Genomic DNA, 21,133 nt, shown 5'->3' with positions numbered 1-21,133 from the left:
TTTTGAGCGGGCTGGGCTCGGCCCGATCATGCTCAGGCAGGGGCGACCGGCCCCGCGAGCCTTTCCAGGCACAGCTGTTCCATGCAGTTGGCCCAATCGATCATGCGATCCGCTTCGAGCTGCACCAGCATGGCGTAGCGGCGGCCGCCCCAGACCGAAAGATGCAGCGCTTCCAGCGTCGCCGCGCTCGGGCGTACCGGCAGATCGGTCGCCGCATCGATGACACGGTGCCAGGCGCCCAACAGATCCTCGTAGGCCCGACGCTGATGCTTGGGCTCGGCCACCAGCGTTTCCAGTTCGAGCATATCCGGGTGGAACCAGGGCCGCCGTGACTCGACCCCGGCAAGGGTGCGGACCAGTCGCCGAATGCGCTCGGGCCAGGCAAGCGCGGTTGGCGCTACCGCTTGCGCCTCGATGGCCTCCAGCAGCTGCTCGACGCAATAGCGCACGTAGCCCGAGTGCAGCGCATGCTTGTTGGGGAAGTAGTCATACAGCGTGCCGATGGCCACGCCGGCTTCGAGTGCGACCGCTCGGGTCGTCAATCGAGCCCAGCCGTCGCGCTGCCATATCCGAACATAGGTGTCGAAAATCGCCTGAACGGTGGCCTTGGCGCGCTGCTGAGTCGGCCGTTTGAGCGGCTTGGCGCTCGGCAATCGTGTGCTCATGAAATCCGAACCCGGCGGTGAAACGAAAGGGATAGAGTCAAAGCCGTCCATTTACGAACCCAAGGTGCCATCGATGAGCGTCATCCGCCAGTTGCAGAACAACAAGAAAGACATGCAGCAGACCCGCATTCAGACCCGACCGATACCCGAGCTGAAACCCGGCGAAGCCCTGCTGCGTATCAGCCGGCTGGCACTGACCACGAACAATGTCACCTACGCCGCATTCGGCGAGACGCCACACCTGCGCTATTGGGACTTCTACCCCACCGGCGATGGCGAGTGGTTCCACATGCCGGCATGGGGCTTCGCCGAAGTCGTGGAGAGCACCGTCGATGGCCTGGCGAAGGGCGAACGCTTCTACGGCTTCTGGCCGATCGCCAGCCATGTCGTCATGCAGCCGGTGCGCGTTTCCGAGCGCGGTTTCTACGACGGTGCCGAGCATCGACTCGAACTCACCTCGGCCTACAACCAGTACCAGCGCATCAGCAGCGACGCCGCCTACCGCGCAGAGAGCGAAAACTATCAGATGCTGCTGCGGCCGCTATTCATCACCTCGTTCATGCTGGCCGATTTCCTCGACGACAACGCCTTCTTCGGCGCGCGCCAGATCCTGATGTCGAGCGCCTCGAGCAAGACCGCGTACGGCACGGCGTTCTGCCTGCAGGACAACCCGGCCGTGCAGCTGATCGGGCTGACTTCCGCCGGCAACACGGACTTCGTGCAAGGCCTGGGTTGCTACCATCAGGCCTTGGGCTACGACCAGCTGGCTTCGCTGGACCCGAGCGTGCCCACGCTCTACGTCGACTTCTCCGGCAGCGCCGATCTACGCCGGCAGATCCACAGCCATTTCAAGGATGCCCTGGTGTACGACTGCTTCGCCGGGTCAGCCCAGAACCACGAATACAGAAAGACGGACGCAACGCTGGCCGGTCCGCAGCCACAGCCCTACTTCGCGCCCTATCAGATCAAGAAACGCAACGCCGACTGGGGCCCCGCCGAGGTGACCCGCCGCTTCAACGAGGCGCAGCTGGCCTTTATCGCTCAGGTGAGCGATGCGCAGCAGCCCTGGATGCAGGTGAACGAACACGCCGGCCTCGAAGCGGCACAGGCGCTGGCCGAATCCCTGATCAAAGGCGACATCAATCCGCTGGAGGGCCACGCCGTGGTGCTCGACTGACCAGGTAATCGGATAACCGCAGCGAGCGCGGCCGGTAGATGGGACTGGCGTATATCGAGCCAATCGCTAGCCTGACTGTCGGGCTTTCTTTGCGGGGGACGATCATGACTGGAGAGGAGATCGCTGATTGCTACCGGGGCTACATCGCCTGCCTGAACGGCAGGCGCTGGGCGGAGCTGGAGCGCTTCGTCCATGACGAGGTGCACTACAACGGCCAGTTCGTCGGGCTGGACGGCTATCGCCAGATGCTCGACGGCGACGTTCGGACGATCCCCGACCTGCAGTTCAATATCGGGCTGCTCATCGTCGAACCGCCCCATGTGGCGGCACAGCTGCGGTTCGATTGCACCCCCACAGGCGAGCTGTTTGGCTTTGCGGTGAATGGCAGGCGAGTCGTCTTTACCGAAAACGTGTTCTACGAGTTCCTCGAGGGAAAGATCCGCAATGTGTGGTCGGTGATCGACAAGAAGGCAGTTGGCGATCAGCTCAGCTCTGAGGGCTAGGACGGCTCATATCACATGTGGGGCGAAGACGAACGCGTGGTAATCGCCACCTTTGATGGTTCCGCTTCGGCACGCACTGCGTCGGTTCCACGGCTTTCGCTGACGCGACATGGAAGTCGCTCAAGCGCCCGCACTCTTCGCCGATATCGGAAGCACAACTAGATCGATTGGATGCCCTGCATGTTTAACAGCCGCTTGAAAAAGGATTTGGAAGCCAAGGATGCCGAGCTGGCAATCCTGCGTCAGCTCATGGGCAAGATGAACAGTGACATGCTCTCGCTCACGCTGGATGCAGATTCCAGGATCTGCGCGTTCAATGATCGATTCGCCCGAACCTTGGGTTACTCGCACGGGCACCTCCAAGGCCGCCCTCTGGCCGAAATCGTTCCGCCCTATGTGAAGAACCTGCCCTGCTTTCACAACTTTCGCGCCGCCGTGGCCAAGCTCGAGCCGATCAGCGATGACTATCGCTACCTGCGAGCCGATGGCAGCCTCGCCTGGTTGAAGATCCACTGGTATCCCATCGCAACCGCCGACGGAAAGCTTTCGCATATTCAGGGCTTCGGCAGCGACATCAGCGAGGCCGTATACCGGGCGAAGGAGAACGAGGCATTCATCAGCGCCCTGCTGCGCTCGACCGCGGTGATCCAGTTCAATCTGGACGGAACGGTGGTCACGGCCAACGAGCAGTTCCTCCAGACCATGGGCTATTCGCTCGCGGAGCTAAAAGGCAAGCACCACAGCCTGTTCTGCATGCCGGAAGATGCCGCTTCGGCCGATTACAAGGCTTTCTGGCAGAAGCTCAATCGCGGCGAGTACATCGCCGACCGTTTCAGGCGTGTCGACCGCAATGGCCGTGAGGTCTGGCTGGAGGCGACTTACAACCCGGTGCACGACACCGAAGGCAACCTCTACAAGGTGGTCAAGTTCGCCAACGTGGTGACCGATCAGGTCATGCGTGAAGCCGAGGTGCGACAAGCCGCGGGCGTCGCCTACGACATCTCGCTGCAGACCGACGTCAGTGCCGAGCGCGGCGCCAGTGTGGTGAAGGACACCCTGGTGACGATGCAGAAGATCACCGACCAGGTGCAGTCCGCCACCGATGGCATCGAGGCGCTCGGCAAGCAGTCGCTGCTGATCAGCTCCATCGTCCAGACCATTGGCGGCATCGCCGCACAGACCAACCTGCTGGCGTTGAACGCGGCCATCGAGGCGGCCAGGGCTGGCGACCAGGGTCGCGGTTTCGCGGTGGTGGCCGACGAGGTTCGGCAGCTGGCCGCGCGCACGAGCACCGCTACCGACGAGATCGTCAATGTGGTGCAACAGAACCAGGCGCTGGCCGACGAGGCGGTGCGCAACATGTTCGCCAGCCGCGAACAGGCGGTGCAGGGCCTGGGGCTGGCCAACCAGGCCGGTGCGGTGATCGTCGAGATTCAGGACGCCGCCAAGCAGGTGGTCAGCGCGGTCGAGCGGTTCGCCAAGGAACTTTGACGACGTAACGGCAAAACACGACCCCAGCCCCTGGAGCTGTTACGGCTGTTCGACATGCGCGGCGAAGCCGACCTGCTCTGGCGCCACCTCGGCCCTGAGCGTCAGCGCCGGAATATCGTAGTCGCCGCCGTTCTGCTTGCGATAGGCGATGGGCTCAGTGCGCCAGAGGTCGTCCAGGCGTTTGCCCAGCTCGTCGCGGAGTGTATCGAATCGAGCCCGGTCGATACGGCTGGTGCGGTGCACGAGGAACGGTGGCAGCACATCGAAGCCCGGGTAATGCAGGATGCCGTGATGGATGGGGAATAGCAGGTCCTCGATGGGCCCGTTGATCCCCCGCGGGCTGTAGTGCGAATCCCAGCCACCGGTAGTCACGATCAGCATCGCCCGTTTGCCAACCATCGAACCCTCGCCATAGCGATCGCCCCAGCGCGCATCCGAGTGCTCTCCGACGCCATAGGCGAAACCGTAGGCATATACCCGGTCGACCCAGCCCTTGAGAATCGCCGGCATCGAGAACCACCAGAGCGGGAATTGCAGGATCAGCGCATCCGCCCAGCGCAGCTTGTCCTGCTCGGCCGCGATATCGGGACTCTGCCGGCCACTGGCGAACGCGCGGCGGGAATCCTCGGAAGCATCGAAACGCGCTTCGGGGTCGCGATCCAGGTTGTCGCCGGCGTCGATCGCGGCCTTCCAGCCCATGGCATACAGGTCGGAAACCTGGACCTGATGGCCGGCCGCTTGCAGACGTTGGACGGCGAATTCCTTCAGTGCGCCATTCAACGAGCGCGGTTCGGGATGGGCATAAACAAGCAGAACATTCATGGGAAACCTCCTTAGCGGGACGGCTGCAGAATGTGGCTTGCCGAGGTATGTTTGAAATGAATAAGCCATATCTCAGGTATTGCCGTGAATAATCTCAGACGCCTCGATCTGAATCTGCTGGTGACCCTGGACGTGTTGCTGGCCGAGCACAATGTCACCCGCGCCGCAGAGCGCCTGAATTTTTCCCAGCCCTCGGTGAGCGTGCACCTGGCCAAGCTGCGCGACATTTTCGACGATCCTCTGCTGATACCTGGGCCGCGAGGCATGCGCCCGACCGCACGGGCTGAAGCGTTGCGCGAGCCCTTGCGCCTGGCGCTGGAGGCGCTGGAGCAAGCCGTCGCCCCAGCCAGCCCGTTCGACCCTGGCGCCGCGCAGAACGTCTGGCGCATCGCAGCCAGCGACTATGGCGAGTCCGCGATTGTGCTACCCGCTCTGGCCGGCATGCGATCCGCCGCACCGGGCACCCGCATCGCCGTGGTCGAGATGCAGCCTTCGCGCATCGCCCGCCAGGCAGAACAGGGTGATATCGACCTCGCCTTGCACACCGTCGATGGTTCGCCGTCCAACCTGCGCCGCCGCGTTCTGTTCACCGAGCGCTACGTACTGGCCGGCCGTGCCAGGCATCCGCGCCTGCGGCGACGGCCAACGCTGGAGCAGTTCTGCGCGCTGGATCAGGTGATCGTCTCGCCGGACGGCGGTGGCTTTCACGCTGCCACCGACGACGCCCTGGCCGGGCATGGCCTGAAACGACGCGTGGTGCTGTCGGTGCCGCATTTTCTGTTTCTGCGCTCGGTGCTGGAGAGCACCGACCTGGTGGCCATGCTGCCCGAAAGGCTGGTTGAGGGCGCCGCCCTGCAGGTCGTCGAGGCGCCGCTGGAGATTCCCGGCTACGAAATGGCCATGCTCTGGCATGAGCGCGCCCATCGCGACCCGGCCCATCAATGGCTGCGCGAGCAGATCGCTAGTGCGGTATAGCCGCCGCTTTACCGGGTAACTGCCGGCCGGGATGCGGCGGCGTGAAAACCGATGTGGCGCTGCGGCGGCGCCTGAGGCGCCGCCGCCCTTCTTACGCCGAGAGCTTCTGGCTGAAGTTGTCGGCCGGCTTGCCGATGTCGAGCCGGTCGGCGTTCATCACCTTGTCCCAGGCCTTGACGAAGTCGTGGACGAACTTCTCGTTGCCATCGGCCATGCCGTACACCTCGGCCTGGGCACGCAGTTCCGACTGCGAGCCGAAGATGAGGTCGACGCGGGTGGCCGTCCAGGTGGGCTGGCGAGTCTTGCGGTCCAGGCCCTGGAAGCGGTTCTTGTGCTCCGTGGCGGTCCACTCGTTCTTCATGTCCAGCAGGTTGACGAAGAAGTCGTTGGACAGCACGCCGACGCGCTGGGTGAACACGCCTTCCTGGCTACCACCGGCGTTGGTGCCCAGCACGCGCATGCCGCCAACCAGCACGGTCATCTCCGGTGCGCTCAGGCGCAGCAGGTGCGCCTTGTCCACCAGCGCTTCCTCCGGCGCCATGAAGCTGGACTCGTGGTAGTAGTTGCGGAAGCCATCGGCCGCCGGGCGTAGCGCTTCGAAGGACTGCGCGTCGGTCCACTCCTCCTCGGCATCCATCCGACCTGGCGTGAACGGCACGCTGATGTCCACGCCTCCGTCCTTCGCCGCCTTCTCGACCGCCGCACAACCGGCTAGCACGATCAGGTCCGCCATGGAGACCTTCTTGCCACCGCTGGCCGAAGCGTTGAACGCGTTCTGGATCTCGCCGAGCTTCTCCAACACCTTGGCCAGCAGTGGCGGATTGTTGATTGCCCAGTCCTTCTGCGGGGCGAAGCGGATGCGTGCACCGTTGGCGCCGCCGCGCTTGTCGGAACCCCGGTAGGTCGAAGCCGAAGCCCAGGCCACCGACACCAGGTCTGAGACGGAAAAGCCCGTGCCCAACAGCTTTTGCTTCAGTGCGGCGATGTCGCCCTCGTCGATCAGCGGATGGTCGCACTCGGGAATCGGGTCCTGCCAGATCAGCGGTTCCTTCGGCACCAGCGGGCCGAGGTAGCGGCCGATGGGGCCCATGTCGCGGTGGGTCAGCTTGAACCAGGCCTTGGCGAAGGCGTCGGCGAACTCGTCGGGGTTCTCCAGGAAGTGTCGGGAGATCTTTTCGTACTCAGGGTCGAAGCGCAGCGACAGGTCAGTGGTCAGCATGGTCGGCTTGCGCTTCTTGTTCGGGTCGAAGGGGTCCGGAATGATTTCCGGCGCGTCCTTGGCTTCCCACTGGTGCGCGCCGGCCGGGCTCTTGGTCAGCTCCCACTCGAAGTTGAACAGGTTCTCGAAGAAGTAGTTGGACCAGCGCGTCGGGGTCTGGCTCCAGATCACTTCCAGGCCGGAAGTGATCGCATCGGCGCCGATGCCGGTTTTGAAGCGGCTGCGCCAGCCCAGGCCCTGGTCCTCGATCACCGCGCCTTCCGGTTCCGGCCCCATCAGCGAGGGATCGCCGGCGCCATGAGTCTTGCCGAAGGTATGGCCGCCAGCGATCAGGGCCACGGTCTCGTAATCGTTCATGGCCATGCGGGCGAAGGTTTCACGGATGTCGATGGCCGCGGCCTTCGGGTCCGGGTTGCCGTTGGGGCCTTCCGGATTTACGTAGATCAGCCCCATCTGCACGGCGCCAAGGCCGGGGTGCAGCTGGCGTTCACCGCTGTAGCGCTCGTCGCCCAGCCAGGTGCCTTCCGGCCCCCAGTAGAGCTCTTCCGGCTCCCAGGTATCGGCGCGCCCGCCGCCGAAGCCAAAGGTCTTGAAGCCCATCGATTCCAGCGCGACGTTGCCGGTGAGCACGAACAGGTCGGCCCAGGACAGCTTGCGGCCGTATTTCTGCTTGATCGGCCAGAGCAGGCGCCGCGCCTTGTCCAGCGAGGCGTTGTCCGGCCAGCTGTTGAGCGGGGCGAAGCGCTGCTGGCCGCCGCCGGCGCCGCCGCGGCCGTCGGTGATCCGGTAGGTCCCGGCGCTGTGCCAGGCCATGCGGATGAACAGGCCGCCGTAGTGGCCGAAATCGGCTGGCCACCAGTCCTGCGAATCGGTCATCACCTTGTGCAGGTCGGCGATCACCGCATCGAGATCGAGCGAATTGAAGGCGGCGGCGTAGTCGAAATCGCCACCGTAAGGATTGGAGCGTGGGGAATGCTGGTTGAGCGACGTCAGGCTGAGCGCCTCGGGCCACCAGTCCCGGTTGGTGATGCGCTTGCGTGGCGTGCCGGCACCATGACCGAAGGGGCAACCACCACTCGCATTGTTTTCTCCAGACTCGGCGTTCATCTTCTGTTCCTCACGGCTGGTTATGGTCCAGGTGCGCCCAGGCACCGCTCAGGAAAACGTAGCACCGGGATCGAAGGGCGAATGCGAGCGGAACGCTGGCTTACCCTGTTCCGGTACGGCCGGATGCCAGCGCACGTGCGCCAAAGCCCCGATGTAGACGCGTTACGTAGTCCGACAACGTCCCTGTAGCGACGACCATGAAACTTCCCTATCGAGGTGATAGAAGGTCTTTCACCCTGAGCAGGATCGCGTGCGTGGACAACACTTCGCTTGTTGCTGGAAGATGTCCGCCGATCGAGCCAGCCGCCGCCAGCCAGGCCCTTGCATGAAGGGCGGCGACTTCAGCCACCGTGAATTGAACGAGCACAGCATGAAGACACTTTCGACTCTGGGCATTGCCCTCGCCCTTGCCGCACCTGCGGCACATGCGCAGCAATTGCAGGTCACGCTCAACGGGCTGCAACATGATCGGGGCCAGGTGGCCGTGGCGGTGTATTCCGATGCCAAGAGCTTCCGCAAGGACAACCAGGCCTTCACCGCACGGAAGGCCAAGGCCGAAGCCGGTACGGTGACCGTTACATTCGACGATGTGCCGCCCGGCCGCTACGCGGTACTGGCCTATCACGACGAGAACGACAACGGTCGGCTGGACCTGCGCTTCGGCATGTTCCCCACCGAAGGCTACGGGCTATCGAACAACCCCAAGGTGATGGGCCCACCGTCCTACGAGGACAGCGCCTTCGAGGTGACCGCCGAGGATCCCGCACAGATTGAGCTGAAGATGCGTTATTAGCGACCGTCGACTCGGCCCCGACTCGCCGCCAACGGCTCGCGGTCAAACGCGGCGATGGCTCAGCGACAATTACCGGCACAACCGCCGCGGGCACATGCCGGCGCTTCCGGATTCTTCAGCACCCGGCTGTTCACCACCCCGGCGGCGGTCATCAGCCGGGTCACCGGCGCATCGTCTGGAATCGACACATCCTCGGCCAGCGCACAGGCGGCGCGCAGCTCGCCCCAGGTCTTCGGACGCAGGGCCATGGGATGGCGGACTTCATAAACCTGACCGTTGGCTTCGCAGCGATAGTCGTAGGTCGGCATGGTTTTCCCCTCGTTTGTTGCGCAGATCGGCTCAGGGCTCCGTTGCCCGGCCGCGGATGGCGCACGATTGTACGAGCAAATCCGTCCCGCACTCAGCTCCTGCCGCGCTGCGCCGCGCCGGTCGGCGCCCTCGCCGGCAGAAACTTGCGGACGGTATCCACAAATGGCAACACGATCAGGCTGTAGAGCGTCAGATAGCGGTGCGCGTCCTGCTCGGCGGTGCCGAAGCGGATGTCCTCTGGTGTGCTTTTGGTGACGTAGAGCGTGCCGAACATCCAGTCCCAGATGGACAGGTTGGTGCCGAAGTTCTTGTGAAAATGTCGCGGCGCGTCGCTGTGGTGGATCTGGTGCTGCGCCGGGCTGTTGAGGATGTGCTCGAGCCGCGGGCCGAACGACAGCCAGACATGGCTGTGCCGCAGATTGGACGCCAGCGCGTTAAAGATGAACACCAGATAGGTCACGCCGAACAGCGTGTAGCGACTGATCTCGCCGCCGCAGGCATACCAGAACACGCCGGCGTAGAGGCCGAGCAGCACCAGGTCTACCAGCCGGCCGACGATCTTCTCCAGAAAGTGCACCCGGCTGGCGGTCAACGGGACCATCACCGGTGCCGAGTGGTGGACCTTGTGGAACTCCCACAGCCAGCCGCAGTGAAACGCGCGATGCACCCAATAGCTGGCGAAGTCGCTGATGATGAACACGCCAAGCCCGTAGAGCAGCGACAGTGACAGGTGCTGTCCCAGCTGCGGCCGCGCGCCCCAGAGATTGGTGAAGAATGCCGCGTAGTCGCCGGAGCGCAGGATGTATGGGTCAACCAGCGCAACCACAGGCACCACCAGCGCGACCTTCAGCACGCCCCGCACGAAGTAGTAGCGATAGTCCAGGCGGGCCGATGGATGCCAGTGCACCTGCCAACCCCCGAGAAAGCGCCAGAACGACGCGGCCTCGGTCAGGCCGTGGCGCTTTCGATAGCGGAACAGCAAGTAGGCAACGGCATAGGACACCCCGAGGAAAAGCAGGCCCAGCCGACCGTTGAGGTCGAACAGACTGCTGAACTGCAGCAGGATCGGGTCAAGAACATAGTGCTGAAATGATTCGGAAACGCCCACGCCCGGCCGCCTCGGAAAAAAGGTGGCGGATTATAGGAGCGTGCGGAACCATTCGTATATGCGAACGCTTATCAGACAAAAGTTGCAGACGACTTGCTCGTCTCGGCGCGGTTACCCATCAGCACGCGGCAATGGAAACAGCCCCGCCGTAGCCGGGCTGCGGGTGATTCGGCAGGGATCGCCGGCCTTCCACGAAACGTGAACAGCGCTTACTTGCTCATCACAAGGGCAAAGCCCACCAGGATGCCGGCCAGGGCTATCAGCCAGCCGATCCGGTGGGCGCGATTCTTTTCTGCTTGCCGGACGGGGTCGACGGGCTTCTTCTTTCTCACGATGGGGCTGCCTCCGTTGAACAGTGCTGCTGCGCAGCGCGCCTTTTTAGGCTGGGCGGCGCCAATTGTCCAGTCGGAGTGCCAAGCGTCGGGCGGCCTGGCCTAGGACTATCCGAGCGGGCTCTGACCCGGATTCGCTTCGTCGCCGGAGTCGTCATCCGGCTCGGTATCGTTCTCGCCCGAATCCGGAACATCGCCGTATTCGTCGTAGTCCGGCGGCGTCAGGCCGTCCTTGAGCGGGTCGTCTGGGTCGATCATGGCAACGGGCCTTTGCTGGTGCGTGTACACAGCCTTGGAGCCGCCAACCGAGCCGGAGGTTCGCCAGAACCGACAACACTCATCCATCAATCGGCCGCCGAGAGCGCTTCGATGATGCGGCACTCGCGGACCGACGACTCGCTGCAGCCCGCCAGGCGCTGCAGCTCCGCTTCGAGCCGCTGCAGGTCGGCGATGCGCTGACGTACCTGCACCAGATGCGTCTGTACCAGGCGATCGACGTCGGTGCAGGCATGTCCCGGCTGGTCGGCCAGCTCGACCAGGGTGCGGATTTCGTCGAGGGAAAACCCGAGCTCCCGCCCGCGCTTGATGAAACGCAATCGGGCGGCGTCCTGCTCACTGTAGGTGCGATAGCCGGACGACGTCCGCGCCGGCGCCGCGAACAGCCCGATGCGCTCGTAATAGCGAATGGTTTCCACGTTCACCGCGGTGGCCTGACTGAGCTTGCCGATGGTTAGAGGCATGGCTTGACCCTGTAGCTGCTACAGGGTTTAGCGTATCGCCATCGACAACTGGAGGCGATGTCATGGCGGGAAATTGTTGCGGCGGCGGTTGTGCCAGCACGGCGGCACGCGGGCGCTATCGGCGCATTCTCTGGATCGCGCTGCTGATCAACCTGGCAATGTTCGCGGTGGAGATCGGCGCCGGCGTGCGGGCCGGGTCGGTGTCGCTGCTGGCCGACTCGCTGGACTTCTTCGGCGATGCGGCCAACTACGGTGTCAGCCTGTTCGTGTTGGGTCTGGGTGTGGTGATGCGCGCGCGAGCGTCGCTGGCCAAGGCGCTGACCATGGGTCTGTTCGGCGTGTTCATCCTGGTGGTCGCGATCGACAACTTCATCGATGCCAGCGTGCCGCAGGCCACGACCATGGGTATCGTCGGCACGATCGCGCTGCTGGCCAACGTCGCCGTGGCGCTCATGCTCTATGCCTACCGTGAAGGCGACAGCAACATGCGCAGCGTCTGGCTGTGCAGCCGCAACGATGCGCTGGGCAATATCGCCGTAATGCTGGCGGCGCTGGGTGTGTTCGGCACCGGCGCGGGCTGGCCGGACCTGATCGTGGCCAGCATCATGGCGCTGCTATCGATCAGCGCAGCCGTGCAGATCACCCGCCACGCCCTCGACGAACTGCGCACCGAACGATTGGCCGCCAGCGAACTGGAGCGAGGTGCCTGATCGCTGGCGTCACGACCCTCTATAGATCGCTCTACGGCCGGTTGCGCTCGCTAAGGAAGGCCACCGGCGCCGAGCCGTCGGCGTTCAGCTGGAGGATCTGCCGCGGCCTGCCCTGCTCGTCCAGCATCAACAGGCCGATGCCCGAGCCGTTCCACAGCCGCTCGCCGGCCTGACTGCGGTCCGGTACGCGCGGCACGACTTCCAGCCGACGCCGCTTGGTCAGCCAGTTCAGTGGCGACCAGGGCGCGTAGAGCCAGCGGTTGAGGCGATCGAACCAGTCCAGCAGGCGCCGCGGGAACTCGTTCTTCACGCCGCTGCTGGTGATCTGCCACAGCTGAGGTGCGGTATCGCGACCGCGAATGTGCACTTCGTAGACGAACGAGTAATGCACGTCACCGGAGAGGACCACGTAGTTACCGGGCGTACGTGAATGGCGGAAGATGTTCATCATCACGTGGGCCGCGCCGCGGTGCGCCATCCAGTTCTCCGCATCGACCAGCAACGGCTGGCCGGCCCAGCTGAATACCCGCTGCACCGCCTCGATCAGCTTGACGCCGAACATCGGCGCCGGCGACACGATCAGCACAGCCGGCTTGTCGAGGATGTTCTGCTGGAATTCGCTCAGCGCCTCCCAATCCATCAGGCCGGACGGTCGGCTGAGGTTGCGCTCGCTGCGCCAGCGCCGGGTGCGGGTGTCGAGCACCACCAGCGGCGGCTCGGTCGGAAGTTCATAGCCCCAGCCGTCGAGATGCAGCAGGGTGTCGATGAAGCGGTTCTGCTCGACGCAATCGAGCCAGCCGTCATCCACACTGGCCAACACGCGCTGCATCTGTTCCAGCAGCCTGACGAATCGCTCCGGCTGGTTGCCCCAGGCCTGGCACAGCAGGTAGGCGATCAGCGCGTTGCCGATGATGCGCCGCGAGAACGGGTGCTCGTAGGCGGTTTGCTCCCAGCGGGCCGACAGGTTCCAGTCGTCGGTGATGTCATGATCGTCGAAGATCATCAGCGACGGCACGTGCGCCAACGCCCGCGCCACCCGCGGCAGGCCCTGGCGGAACGTCAGCAGGCAGCACTCTTCGCAGCGATAGCGCTCGGCGTGCTCTGGCTCCAGCGCAGGCATGACCGGCGCGATCAGCGACCAGGGCGTCGGCGACCAGACCAGCAGGTACAGCGCCATGAGTTCGGCCAGGCTGATGAGGTGGTTCTGCCCATTGGCGGTGGTGAACACGGGCTTGTCGACACCACCGAAGAAGCGCTCGCGCAGCGCCTCGTTGGACTTGAACGCCGGCAGCAGCCGCTCGCGGTGGTAGTAGGTCGCCGGATGCGCCATCAGCTCGTCGCTGTCATCCACCACGGCACCTTCGAGGCGCTCGCCGTAGAGGCCGAGACGGCGCACCAGCGCATGGATGGCTACCAGCATCGGCCCGGCGACGTCGTCGGCATAGACCTGATCGCCAGTCATCAGCAGCACGGCCGGGCGCGCCGCCGGATCGTCCAACGCATCGTGCAGCAACTCATCCACGCACAGCAGGCCATCCGCGGCGGCGTGGTGCGGTTTGCGGCAGGAACCGTGCAGCAGGCGATCGAGCCGCGACTTGATGACGAAACTCGGCGCTGTTGCGTCGCCGTAGAGCAGATGCGGTGCCCAGTCGGCGATGCCCTGCTGCGTTGAGCCGGTGTGGATGAGCAAGTCGTAAGCGATCAGGCAGTCGCTGGGCAACGGCGCCGGTGGCACGGCCTGGATCAGGTGCAACACTGCGTGCTCGCCGATCGCCAGGCGCTGGCAATCCAGCTCTTGCGGCGCTATGCGGCACTGCAGCCCCCCGGCCGGGCTTTCGAGCAGCAGCGACAGCGTCAGCGATCGCGAAGCGACCAGCCACAACACGATCCGGCCAGGCTCGACCCGACGCAGCAGCGGACCGGCAAGCACGGGCGGGAGGTCATGGGTTGGGGGTATATCGCTCAAGGGTAGACCTGATTGCGGGAACGAGGACTCTCTGACAGCGGGCTGCTGCCGAACGCTCCGCGGTGGAACGGCCGCCAGCGTCGTCGATCAGGGCGCACCGAACATCGCAGTCCAGTAGATGGCCGCATCGCTCTGCGGATCGACCGCATAAGCGGCACCAAGCTCGGTGAACTGCGGGTTCATCAGGTTCGCGCAATGCCCTGGGCTGGCCAGCCAACCCTCCAGCACCTTGCGGGCGGTCGGCAGCGCGGCGGCGATATTCTCGCCCACCTGCCTGCCCGTGTAGCCGGCCAGTTCAGCGCGATCGCCAGGGGTGCGCCCGTCCTCGCCCAGATGGCTGAAGAAATTGCGATTGGCCATCGCGCGGCTGTGCGCTTCGGCCGTGCTGCCGAGCGTCTCGTTCCAGCTCAGCGGCCCGGCGGCGGCGAAGTCCTGCGTACCGCAGCGCCGGGCCGATGCCCGCGCCGTATTGATCTGTTCCAGCAGTTTCTGCCCTTCGGCCTGCCAGTCGCCGAGGCGACCATCGAGCAGCGGCCGCGCCACCACGATGCGCCAGTCTCGACCTTGGCGGCTGACGCCGATATCGGTGAACTGAGGGTCGAGGATCACCCGGCAGAAGCTCTCGCGCAGCGCCTGCATCGCCGCCTGGGCATCCCGCGGCCCGGACAGCGTGATCGCCTGCACCGTGACCATCGGATAGCCGGCGCGGGACAAGGCATCCTGCAGGTCACCGGCAGCACCGACCGGCAGGTTCAGCCGGGAATCGGCCGTGAGTGGCGGCAATTCCTCGCTGGCCTTGCTGCCGCAGCGCTGCACCTCGCCACGGTAGGCATTGATCGACTCGATCAGCCGGGCCTCCTCGGCGGCCGCGACGCCGGCAACGCACAAGCTTGCCAGCAGCAGGACAGATGACAGAACACGCATGACAGTTCTCCAGCGATGGCCCTGACGGGACGGCGCGCACCCGGCGCGGAACAGGCGCCATGGTGCGCGACGCGGCCCAGCTTGTCATCACCAGCCGGCACAACGCCACCGGCTGGGCGCCTTGCCCGGCCTTGGCTATGATCGAACGCCATGAACGATCATCCACCGCTTCGCCAATCCTGCCCGCCCGGCACCTGCACCTGCCGGCGCGACGAACTGCTGGAAACGCCCGGAGCGGACGTGCGCATCCTGCGTCTGACCCGTCACGAGGAACGCCGTCTGCTGGAGCGACTGGAGAACCTGCAGAGCCTGGAGGACCTCGAACGACTGCAGCAGCGCATGTTCGATCAGCTGGGCATTCGCGTCAGCGTGAGTCCTGGGCACAACGAAGTGCGCAGCATGCGCGGCATCGCCATCGAGTTCGCCGAGCAGCCAGGCCTTTGTCGCAAGACTCGCCCGGCCATCGCGGCTGCCATTCGCCGGGGTCTGGAAACGCATCCGGAAGTCGCCTGGCGCCTGCTCGATGCGCATGACTTGCTGGGTGGGCTATGAGCGTGCGTCCCATCACGATCACCCTGCGCTCGCTGCCATGCACGGTTTCATAGCCGAGCCTGCCACCGCCTGACCCCGCGTCGAAAAAAATCCGTTGCTGCCGCTTGACCCTCACGCAGCGTCAGCCCCGACGATCCCTGCCGTGCGAAACGAAAAGGAGACATCAATGTTGCTCAAGGTAGGCGAACTGGCCAGGCGCTCCGGCGTGACCGTCCGAACGCTGCATCACTACGACAACCTTGATCTGCTCAAACCGTCCGCACGCTCCGATGCCGGTTATCGGCTCTACGACCGCAAGGACGTCGAGCGCCTGCATCACATCCAGGCACTGCGTGGCCTTGGCCTGTCGCTGACCGACATCGGAGCCCTGTTGAACCAGCGCGCGGTTTCCCTGCCCGGACTTATCGACCAGCAATTGCTGCAGCTCGATCGCCAGTTGCAGAGCCTCCAGCGCCTGCGCAGCCGATTGCACAGGCTGCGCGAGCGCTACGTCCTGGGCGAGGAACCCGCGCTGACCGACCTACTGGATACCCTGGGATCGATGATCATGTACGAGAAGCACTTTTCCGCCGACGAACTGGCCAGGCTGGCCTTCACCGAACGCCTCGACCAAGGCACCAGTGCCTGGCCCGCCCTGGCTGAGCAGGCCAAGGCACTGATGGAGGCCGGCGTACCGCCGCAGGCTGAGCAAGCACAGCGGCTGGCGCGGGACTGGATGATCCAGCTCGAGCGCGACACCGCGCAGGACCCGACCCTGCTGACCCGGCTCGACACCATGCACGCAGCCGAGCCAGGGCTGCAGCAGCGAACCGGCGTCAGCCAGGCCATGCGCGACTATGTGCTGGCGGCGTTCGCCGAACACCGCCTGGCGATCTACCGTCGCCACCTGACGGACGACGAGTTCGCCCGCATGCGCACCCATTACGCCGCAAGCCTGCGCCAATGGCCGGAACTGCTCGCGCAGCTTCAGCGCTGCCGTAGCGAGCGTCTCCCCCCGGAGCACGAGCGGGTGACCGCACTGGCCCGCCGCTGGGGTGAGTTGTTCAGCGCCTACGCCGGCCCGAACGCCGACACCCAGCGCCGAATCCAGCAGGCCGAGCAGCAGGAACCGGAGTTGCAGGCCGGCACCTGGGTAGCGCCCGAGCTGATCGACTACCTGCGGCAGGCCATGACGGCCCTGATGCAGCAGCCCCGCGGCTAGGCAGACCGCCGGCGGGAGCCTGCGTGCCAGCCACGCAGGTTCCCGCCTCGGCCGGCAACAGATCGTCGCCAACGGCGGTGTTGCGCATGGACGCTGCGCAGCAAGTCTTTACAATGCACGACCTCGAAACACAGCCGGTCCGTGCCCATGTCCCTTCCCAAGCACCATCTCGAACTGCTCGCCCCTGCCCGTGACGCCAGCATCGCCCGCGAGGCCATCCTGCATGGCGCCGATGCGGTGTACATCGGCGGCCCCAGCTTTGGTGCGCGGCACAACGCCGAGAACAGCGTGGCCGACATCGCCGAGCTGGTGAAATTTGCCCATCTGTTCCACGCGCGGGTGTTCGTCACCATCAACACCATCCTGCATGACGACGAGCTGGAGGCCGCGCGCGCGCTGATCCAGCAGCTGTACGAGATCGGTGTCGATGCGCTGATCGTGCAGGACATGGGCATCATGGAGCTGGATATCCCGCCCATCGAGATCCACGCCAGTACCCAGACCGATATCCGCACGCTGGAACGGGCCAAGTTCCTCGACAAGGCCGGTTTCTCGCAGCTGGTTCTCGCCCGCGAGCTGAACCTGCAGGAAATCCGCGCGATCTACGAAGAAGTGGATTCGACCCTGGAGTTCTTCATTCACGGCGCCCTCTGCGTCGCCTTTTCCGGGCAGTGCAACATCAGCCACGCGCAGACCGGGCGCAGCGCCAACCGCGGCGACTGCTCCCAGGCCTGCCGCCTGCCCTACACGCTGAAGGACGACCAGGGCCGCGTGGTGGCCTTCGAGAAGCACCTCCTGTCGATGAAGGACAACAACCAGAGCGCCAACCTGAGCGCGCTGGTGGATGCCGGCGTGCGTTCGTTCAAGATCGAGGGGCGCTACAAGGATGTGAGCTATGTGAAGAACATCACCGCTTACTACCGCCAGCGCCTGGACGGCATTCTTGCCGAGCGCCCGGAACTGGCCCGCGCCTCCAGCGGCCGCACCGATCACTTTTTCGTCCCGGACCCGGACAAGACGTTCCACCGCGGCAGCACCGACTACTTCGTCACCGACCGCAAGATCGACATCGGCGCCTTCGACTCGCCGACCTTCACCGGCCTCGCCGTGGGTGAAGTGCTCAAGGTCGGCAAGCATGACCTGACCGTGCAGACCCGCGAGCCGCTCTCAAACGGCGACGGCCTCAACGTGCTGATCAAGCGCGAGGTGGTGGGTTTCCGCGCCAGCGTGGTCGAGCCGCTGAAGCAGTTCGAGGAGGACGGTCAGCCGTTCTGGCAGTACCGCGTCGAACCCAACGAAATGCCCGCCGCGATGCGCCAGGTGCGCCCGAACCACCCGCTCAACCGCAACCTGGACCACAACTGGCAGAACGCACTGCTCAAGCCCTCCGCCGAGCGCCGCATTGGCGTACGTTGGCTGGCCCGTCTGCGGACCGACGGCCTCGAGCTGCATGTCACCAGTGAGGAAGGCGCCTATGCCATGGCCACGCTGCCCGGCCCCTTTGGCGAAGCGAAGAAGCCCGAGCAGGTGCCCGGCCAGATCGCCGATCTGCTGAGCCAGCTGGGCACCACCATCTACCACGCCGAAGAGGTCGAGGTGGATGCGCCGCAAGCGTTCTTCATCCCCAACTCGCAACTCAAGGCGCTGCGCCGCGAAGCCATCGAGGCACTGACCGAAGCGCGCGAAGCCATCCGCCCGCGCGGCGGGCGCAAGCCGGTCAGCGTGCCGCCGCCGGTCTACCCCGAGTCGCACCTGTCGTTTCTCTACAACGTCTACAACGAGAAAGCCCGCGCCTTCTATCACCGTTACGGCGTGCAGCTGATCGACGCCGCCTACGAGGCCCACGAGGAGACCGGCGAAGTGCCGGTGATGATCACCAAGCACTGCCTGCGCTTCTCCTTCAATCTGTGCCCGAAGCAGGCCAAGGGCGTCACCGGCGTGCGTACCAAGGTGGCACCGATGCAGCTGGTGCACGGTGATGAAGTGCTGACCCTGAAGTTCGACTGCAAGCCTTGCGAGATGCACGTGATCGGCAAGATGAAGGGCCACATCCTCGACCTGCCGCAGCCGGGCAGTGCCTCCAGCGTGGTCGGCCAGATCACCCCGGATGACCTGCTCAAGACCATTCGCCGGGCACCGCAGGCCTGACAGCCGGCCGGGCAGCCACGAGCACGGCTGCCCCGGCTCATGTCCACACACATTTGCGCCGGAACCATCCCCGGCCACCTCGCGCCAAAGATTCATGGCCTTTACCGAACCATCCATGAATCGCAGCTCCGCTGCCCGACACGAGGTGATCCATGAAACAGATTCTGATCGCAGCATTCGATCGCTACGAGCAAGCCCAACAGGTCAAGCAGGCGCTCGTGCAGCAGGGCATCGCCGCCGAAGACATCCAGCTGTCGGCGTCCATGAACCCTGAGCAGGTCAATAGCAGCCGCGTGGAGGTGGTTGGCGAGGAGCCCGCCCCGGATGCCACCGCGGCCGAACATATCGGCAATTTCTTCCGCAAGGTCTTCGGCGATGGTGCCGCTGCCCATGCCGGTCGTTACCCCGAAGCGGCGCGCCGAGGATCGACGATCGTGACTGTATCGCTTGAGGATGAAGCGCGGGTGCCGGCGGTGGAGCGGATCATGGAGCACAACGGCGCCATCGATATCGACGAGCGCAGCGCAACCTGGGGCGACGACGCCACGCCGGTCACCGCCAGCACCGAGACGCTGACCACCGGCTACCCGGACGCCACCTCCATCAGCGTCGACGAACGCGAGCTGGACGGCACGGCGACGCCTGAGCGTGGCCAGGAGTTCGCCAGCATCCCCGGTCGCACCGAGAACGAGAAGGCCGCGCGGCGCGACAACACCGCCGGGCGCGTGCGGATCATTCCGCGCTGAGCCGGCGCAACATCACCTGGAGCGTCAGCGCATTTTCCAGCGCGGCGCCGCTGGCGGTGTTGTCGAAGATGCACCAGCAAGGCACACCCGACCTCGCGCAGTCTTCCAGCTGTTCGGCCAGGCTTTGCAGCCACTGGTCGGCGTAGGACGAGTGGTAGATGCGTGGCGAGCCGTGCAATCGGTAGTAGTGCATACCCAGCCAACCACCCGGCTGGTCGCCACACGGGATTGGCGAAGGGTCCGCGGCGACCCGCGCGATACGCCAGTGGGCCAGCTGCGCATCGGCGTCGAGCCAGCTGGCATGCCGCGGCTCCAACGCCAGGGCACCGCCGTAGCGCTTACGCAAGCCTGCAAGGAAACCCTCGACCAGCGGACGCTCGTAGACCAGCGACGGCGGCAGCTGCAGCAACAGGCAGCCAAGGCTGGCACCCAGCTCGCTGATTTCGACGAGAAAGCGCTCGAGTTCTTCCATGCCCCCGTGCAGGCGCTTGTCATGACTGATCTGTCGCGGCAGCTTGACGCAGAAACTGAACCCGGCCGGCACGCTGGCGGCCCATTTACGGTAGGTCGCCGGGCGATGCGGGCGGTAGAAGGATGAATTGATTTCCACCGCCGGCAGCCGCCGGGCATAGCGCTCCAGATGCGTGCCGTCTCCAGTGAACTCCGGCCAGACGGCACGCGGCAGACTCCAGCCGGCGCAGCCGAGACGAATGGCTTCGCTCGGGTTCATCGACACTTCACGCCTTCCGGTCCGGCGCGAAGTCGGCGCTGTGCTTTAAACTTCGGCGCTTCTCCGCCATATCCGCATGGTTCAATCATGAAACATCGCCTCGTCACGCCCTTCCAGATTCTGATTCTGGTGCTGTCGATCTATGTGGTCGGTGCGCTGATGGCCGATCTGCTGCTCGATCTTCCCGACGACATTTCGACACTGCTTGGCTATCTGGACAACATCGTCTGCTTCTTTTTCTTTCTCGATTTCTGGATGCGTCTGCAGCAGGCCGAGAGCAAGCGGCAGTTCATGCGCTGGGGCTGGATCGATCTGTTGGCCAGCATTCCAGCCGGCGGCTTCCAGGCGGCGAAGCTGTTCCGCGTGTTCCAGCTTTTGCGGGTGCTGCGCGCGATCAAGTCGGTGCGACTGATCTGGCGAATCCTGTTTCGCAACCGCGCTGAGGGCATCGTCGCCTCCGCTGCCACCGCGACCATGCTGCTGGTGGCGTTCGGCGCGCTGACCATGCTGCTGGTCGAGGCGCCCAATCCGCAGAGTTCGATCAATACGCCGGAAGAGGCGCTGTGGTGGGCATTCGTCACCGTCACCACGGTCGGCTACGGCGATTTCTACCCGGTCACCACCGAAGGCCGTATCGTCGCGGTGCTGTTGATGGTCTCCGGGGTCGGGCTGTTCGGCAGTTTCGCCGCCTATATCGGTTCACTGTTCGTCGCCGACCGGAGCGCGGAGGACAACCGGCGATCAGCCGATGGCGAGATGCTGCAACGCCTGCTGCTGCAAGTAGAGGCACTGACGGAGGAAGTACGCAGCTTGAAACTGCAGCTTGAAGATGGTCGTTGCGGCGACGTCGAGGAACGGCCTGGCGGGCAATCCCCGCGGTAGCCTTCGCGCCGCCAGGTCGAAGGCTGCCAGCTG

The 21,133-nt window shown here is 64.8% G+C and carries 22 protein-coding genes; 11 read left to right on the top strand and 11 right to left on the bottom strand.

Features of this window, described 5'->3' with window-relative positions:
• Positions 1-32: 32 nt before the first annotated feature.
• The gene (locus tag OUY36_RS08460) at positions 33-665 is read right to left on the bottom strand and encodes a TetR/AcrR family transcriptional regulator (RefSeq protein ID WP_267937553.1); all 633 of its coding nucleotides are present in this window, start codon (positions 663-665) and stop codon (positions 33-35) included.
• Positions 666-738: 73 nt separating this feature from the next.
• Here OUY36_RS08460 and OUY36_RS08455 point away from each other — a divergent pair, with 73 nt between their 5' ends.
• From OUY36_RS08455 to OUY36_RS08445, 3 genes are all read left to right on the top strand, one after another.
• Positions 739-1,842, top strand: coding sequence for a DUF2855 family protein (locus OUY36_RS08455; RefSeq protein ID WP_267937549.1), 1,104 nt, complete (start codon positions 739-741; stop codon positions 1,840-1,842).
• A 104-nt stretch (positions 1,843-1,946) separates the two neighbouring features.
• Positions 1,947-2,345, top strand: a complete 399-nt coding sequence (locus OUY36_RS08450; RefSeq protein WP_267932871.1) for an ester cyclase — start codon at positions 1,947-1,949, stop codon at positions 2,343-2,345.
• Between the two features lie 180 nt (positions 2,346-2,525).
• Positions 2,526-3,836 carry a methyl-accepting chemotaxis protein gene (locus OUY36_RS08445; RefSeq protein WP_267937548.1) on the top strand — a complete coding sequence of 437 codons (1,311 nt, stop codon included), beginning with the start codon at positions 2,526-2,528 and terminating at the stop codon, positions 3,834-3,836.
• A gap of 39 nt (positions 3,837-3,875) precedes the next feature.
• Here OUY36_RS08445 and OUY36_RS08440 read toward each other — a convergent pair whose 3' ends face one another.
• Entirely contained in the window at positions 3,876-4,658 is a 783-nt protein-coding gene (locus OUY36_RS08440; RefSeq protein WP_267937545.1) for an NAD(P)H-dependent oxidoreductase, read from the bottom strand.
• An 84-nt stretch (positions 4,659-4,742) separates the two neighbouring features.
• Here OUY36_RS08440 and OUY36_RS08435 point away from each other — a divergent pair, with 84 nt between their 5' ends.
• Positions 4,743-5,633: a LysR family transcriptional regulator gene (locus OUY36_RS08435; RefSeq protein WP_267937542.1), complete on the top strand. Its 891-nt coding sequence runs from the start codon at positions 4,743-4,745 to the stop codon at positions 5,631-5,633.
• Between the two features lie 91 nt (positions 5,634-5,724).
• Here OUY36_RS08435 and katG read toward each other — a convergent pair whose 3' ends face one another.
• Positions 5,725-7,959, bottom strand: a complete 2,235-nt coding sequence (gene katG / locus OUY36_RS08430; protein ID WP_267937539.1) for a catalase/peroxidase HPI — start codon at positions 7,957-7,959, stop codon at positions 5,725-5,727.
• Positions 7,960-8,329: 370 nt separating this feature from the next.
• Here katG and OUY36_RS08425 point away from each other — a divergent pair, with 370 nt between their 5' ends.
• On the top strand, positions 8,330-8,752 hold the full coding sequence (locus OUY36_RS08425) for a DUF2141 domain-containing protein (RefSeq protein WP_267932544.1): 423 nt from the start codon (positions 8,330-8,332) through the stop codon (positions 8,750-8,752).
• A 59-nt stretch (positions 8,753-8,811) separates the two neighbouring features.
• On the opposite strand, the gene OUY36_RS08420 is transcribed toward OUY36_RS08425, so the two are convergent.
• The 5 genes from OUY36_RS08420 to OUY36_RS08400 form a co-directional block, all read right to left on the bottom strand.
• Positions 8,812-9,060: a zinc ribbon domain-containing protein gene (locus OUY36_RS08420; RefSeq protein WP_063543918.1), complete on the bottom strand. Its 249-nt coding sequence runs from the start codon at positions 9,058-9,060 to the stop codon at positions 8,812-8,814.
• 92 nt (positions 9,061-9,152) lie between these two features.
• On the bottom strand, positions 9,153-10,169 hold the full coding sequence (locus OUY36_RS08415; RefSeq protein ID WP_267932542.1) for a sterol desaturase family protein: 1,017 nt from the start codon (positions 10,167-10,169) through the stop codon (positions 9,153-9,155).
• 209 nt (positions 10,170-10,378) lie between these two features.
• Entirely contained in the window at positions 10,379-10,501 is a 123-nt protein-coding gene (locus OUY36_RS08410) for a cytochrome c biogenesis protein ResB (RefSeq protein WP_218276905.1), read from the bottom strand.
• Between the two features lie 108 nt (positions 10,502-10,609).
• Complete coding sequence (locus OUY36_RS08405; RefSeq protein ID WP_174214569.1) at positions 10,610-10,759, bottom strand: hypothetical protein; 150 nt, start codon at positions 10,757-10,759, stop codon at positions 10,610-10,612.
• An 86-nt stretch (positions 10,760-10,845) separates the two neighbouring features.
• On the bottom strand, positions 10,846-11,241 hold the full coding sequence (locus OUY36_RS08400) for a MerR family transcriptional regulator (RefSeq protein WP_267937535.1): 396 nt from the start codon (positions 11,239-11,241) through the stop codon (positions 10,846-10,848).
• A 62-nt stretch (positions 11,242-11,303) separates the two neighbouring features.
• Between OUY36_RS08400 and OUY36_RS08395 the strand changes: the two genes are divergently transcribed.
• The gene (locus OUY36_RS08395) at positions 11,304-11,951 is read left to right on the top strand and encodes a cation transporter (RefSeq protein ID WP_230725755.1); all 648 of its coding nucleotides are present in this window, start codon (positions 11,304-11,306) and stop codon (positions 11,949-11,951) included.
• 31 nt (positions 11,952-11,982) lie between these two features.
• Here OUY36_RS08395 and OUY36_RS08390 read toward each other — a convergent pair whose 3' ends face one another.
• Positions 11,983-13,881, bottom strand: a complete 1,899-nt coding sequence (locus OUY36_RS08390) for an alkaline phosphatase family protein (RefSeq protein ID WP_267938130.1) — start codon at positions 13,879-13,881, stop codon at positions 11,983-11,985.
• Between the two features lie 123 nt (positions 13,882-14,004).
• Positions 14,005-14,841, bottom strand: a complete 837-nt coding sequence (locus OUY36_RS08385) for a CAP domain-containing protein (protein ID WP_267937532.1) — start codon at positions 14,839-14,841, stop codon at positions 14,005-14,007.
• 150 nt (positions 14,842-14,991) lie between these two features.
• Here OUY36_RS08385 and OUY36_RS08380 point away from each other — a divergent pair, with 150 nt between their 5' ends.
• The 4 genes from OUY36_RS08380 (at position 14,992) to OUY36_RS08365 (ending at position 19,488) form a co-directional block, all read left to right on the top strand.
• A complete protein-coding gene (locus OUY36_RS08380) occupies positions 14,992-15,393 on the top strand; it encodes a hypothetical protein (RefSeq protein WP_095461156.1) in 402 nt (133 codons plus the stop codon).
• Positions 15,394-15,559: 166 nt separating this feature from the next.
• Positions 15,560-16,594: a MerR family transcriptional regulator gene (locus OUY36_RS08375; protein WP_267937529.1), complete on the top strand. Its 1,035-nt coding sequence runs from the start codon at positions 15,560-15,562 to the stop codon at positions 16,592-16,594.
• Between the two features lie 147 nt (positions 16,595-16,741).
• Complete coding sequence (locus tag OUY36_RS08370; RefSeq protein WP_267937527.1) at positions 16,742-18,742, top strand: peptidase U32 family protein; 2,001 nt, start codon at positions 16,742-16,744, stop codon at positions 18,740-18,742.
• Between the two features lie 152 nt (positions 18,743-18,894).
• The gene (locus OUY36_RS08365; RefSeq protein WP_267937525.1) at positions 18,895-19,488 is read left to right on the top strand and encodes a hypothetical protein; all 594 of its coding nucleotides are present in this window, start codon (positions 18,895-18,897) and stop codon (positions 19,486-19,488) included.
• Here the strand turns inward: OUY36_RS08365 and OUY36_RS08360 are convergent.
• Positions 19,475-20,218 carry a DUF72 domain-containing protein gene (locus OUY36_RS08360; protein ID WP_267937523.1) on the bottom strand — a complete coding sequence of 248 codons (744 nt, stop codon included), beginning with the start codon at positions 20,216-20,218 and terminating at the stop codon, positions 19,475-19,477. The two genes, OUY36_RS08365 and OUY36_RS08360, sit on opposite strands and share 14 nt — an antisense overlap.
• An 87-nt stretch (positions 20,219-20,305) precedes the next feature.
• Here OUY36_RS08360 and OUY36_RS08355 point away from each other — a divergent pair, with 87 nt between their 5' ends.
• Positions 20,306-21,100: an ion transporter gene (locus OUY36_RS08355; RefSeq protein WP_063543894.1), complete on the top strand. Its 795-nt coding sequence runs from the start codon at positions 20,306-20,308 to the stop codon at positions 21,098-21,100.
• The last annotated feature ends 33 nt before the right edge of the window (positions 21,101-21,133 follow it).

This window comes from Stutzerimonas sp. R40042 (assembly GCF_026642215.1).
GTDB lineage: Bacteria > Pseudomonadota > Gammaproteobacteria > Pseudomonadales > Pseudomonadaceae > Stutzerimonas > Stutzerimonas frequens.
This window is presented reverse-complemented; position numbering and strand designations above follow the sequence as displayed.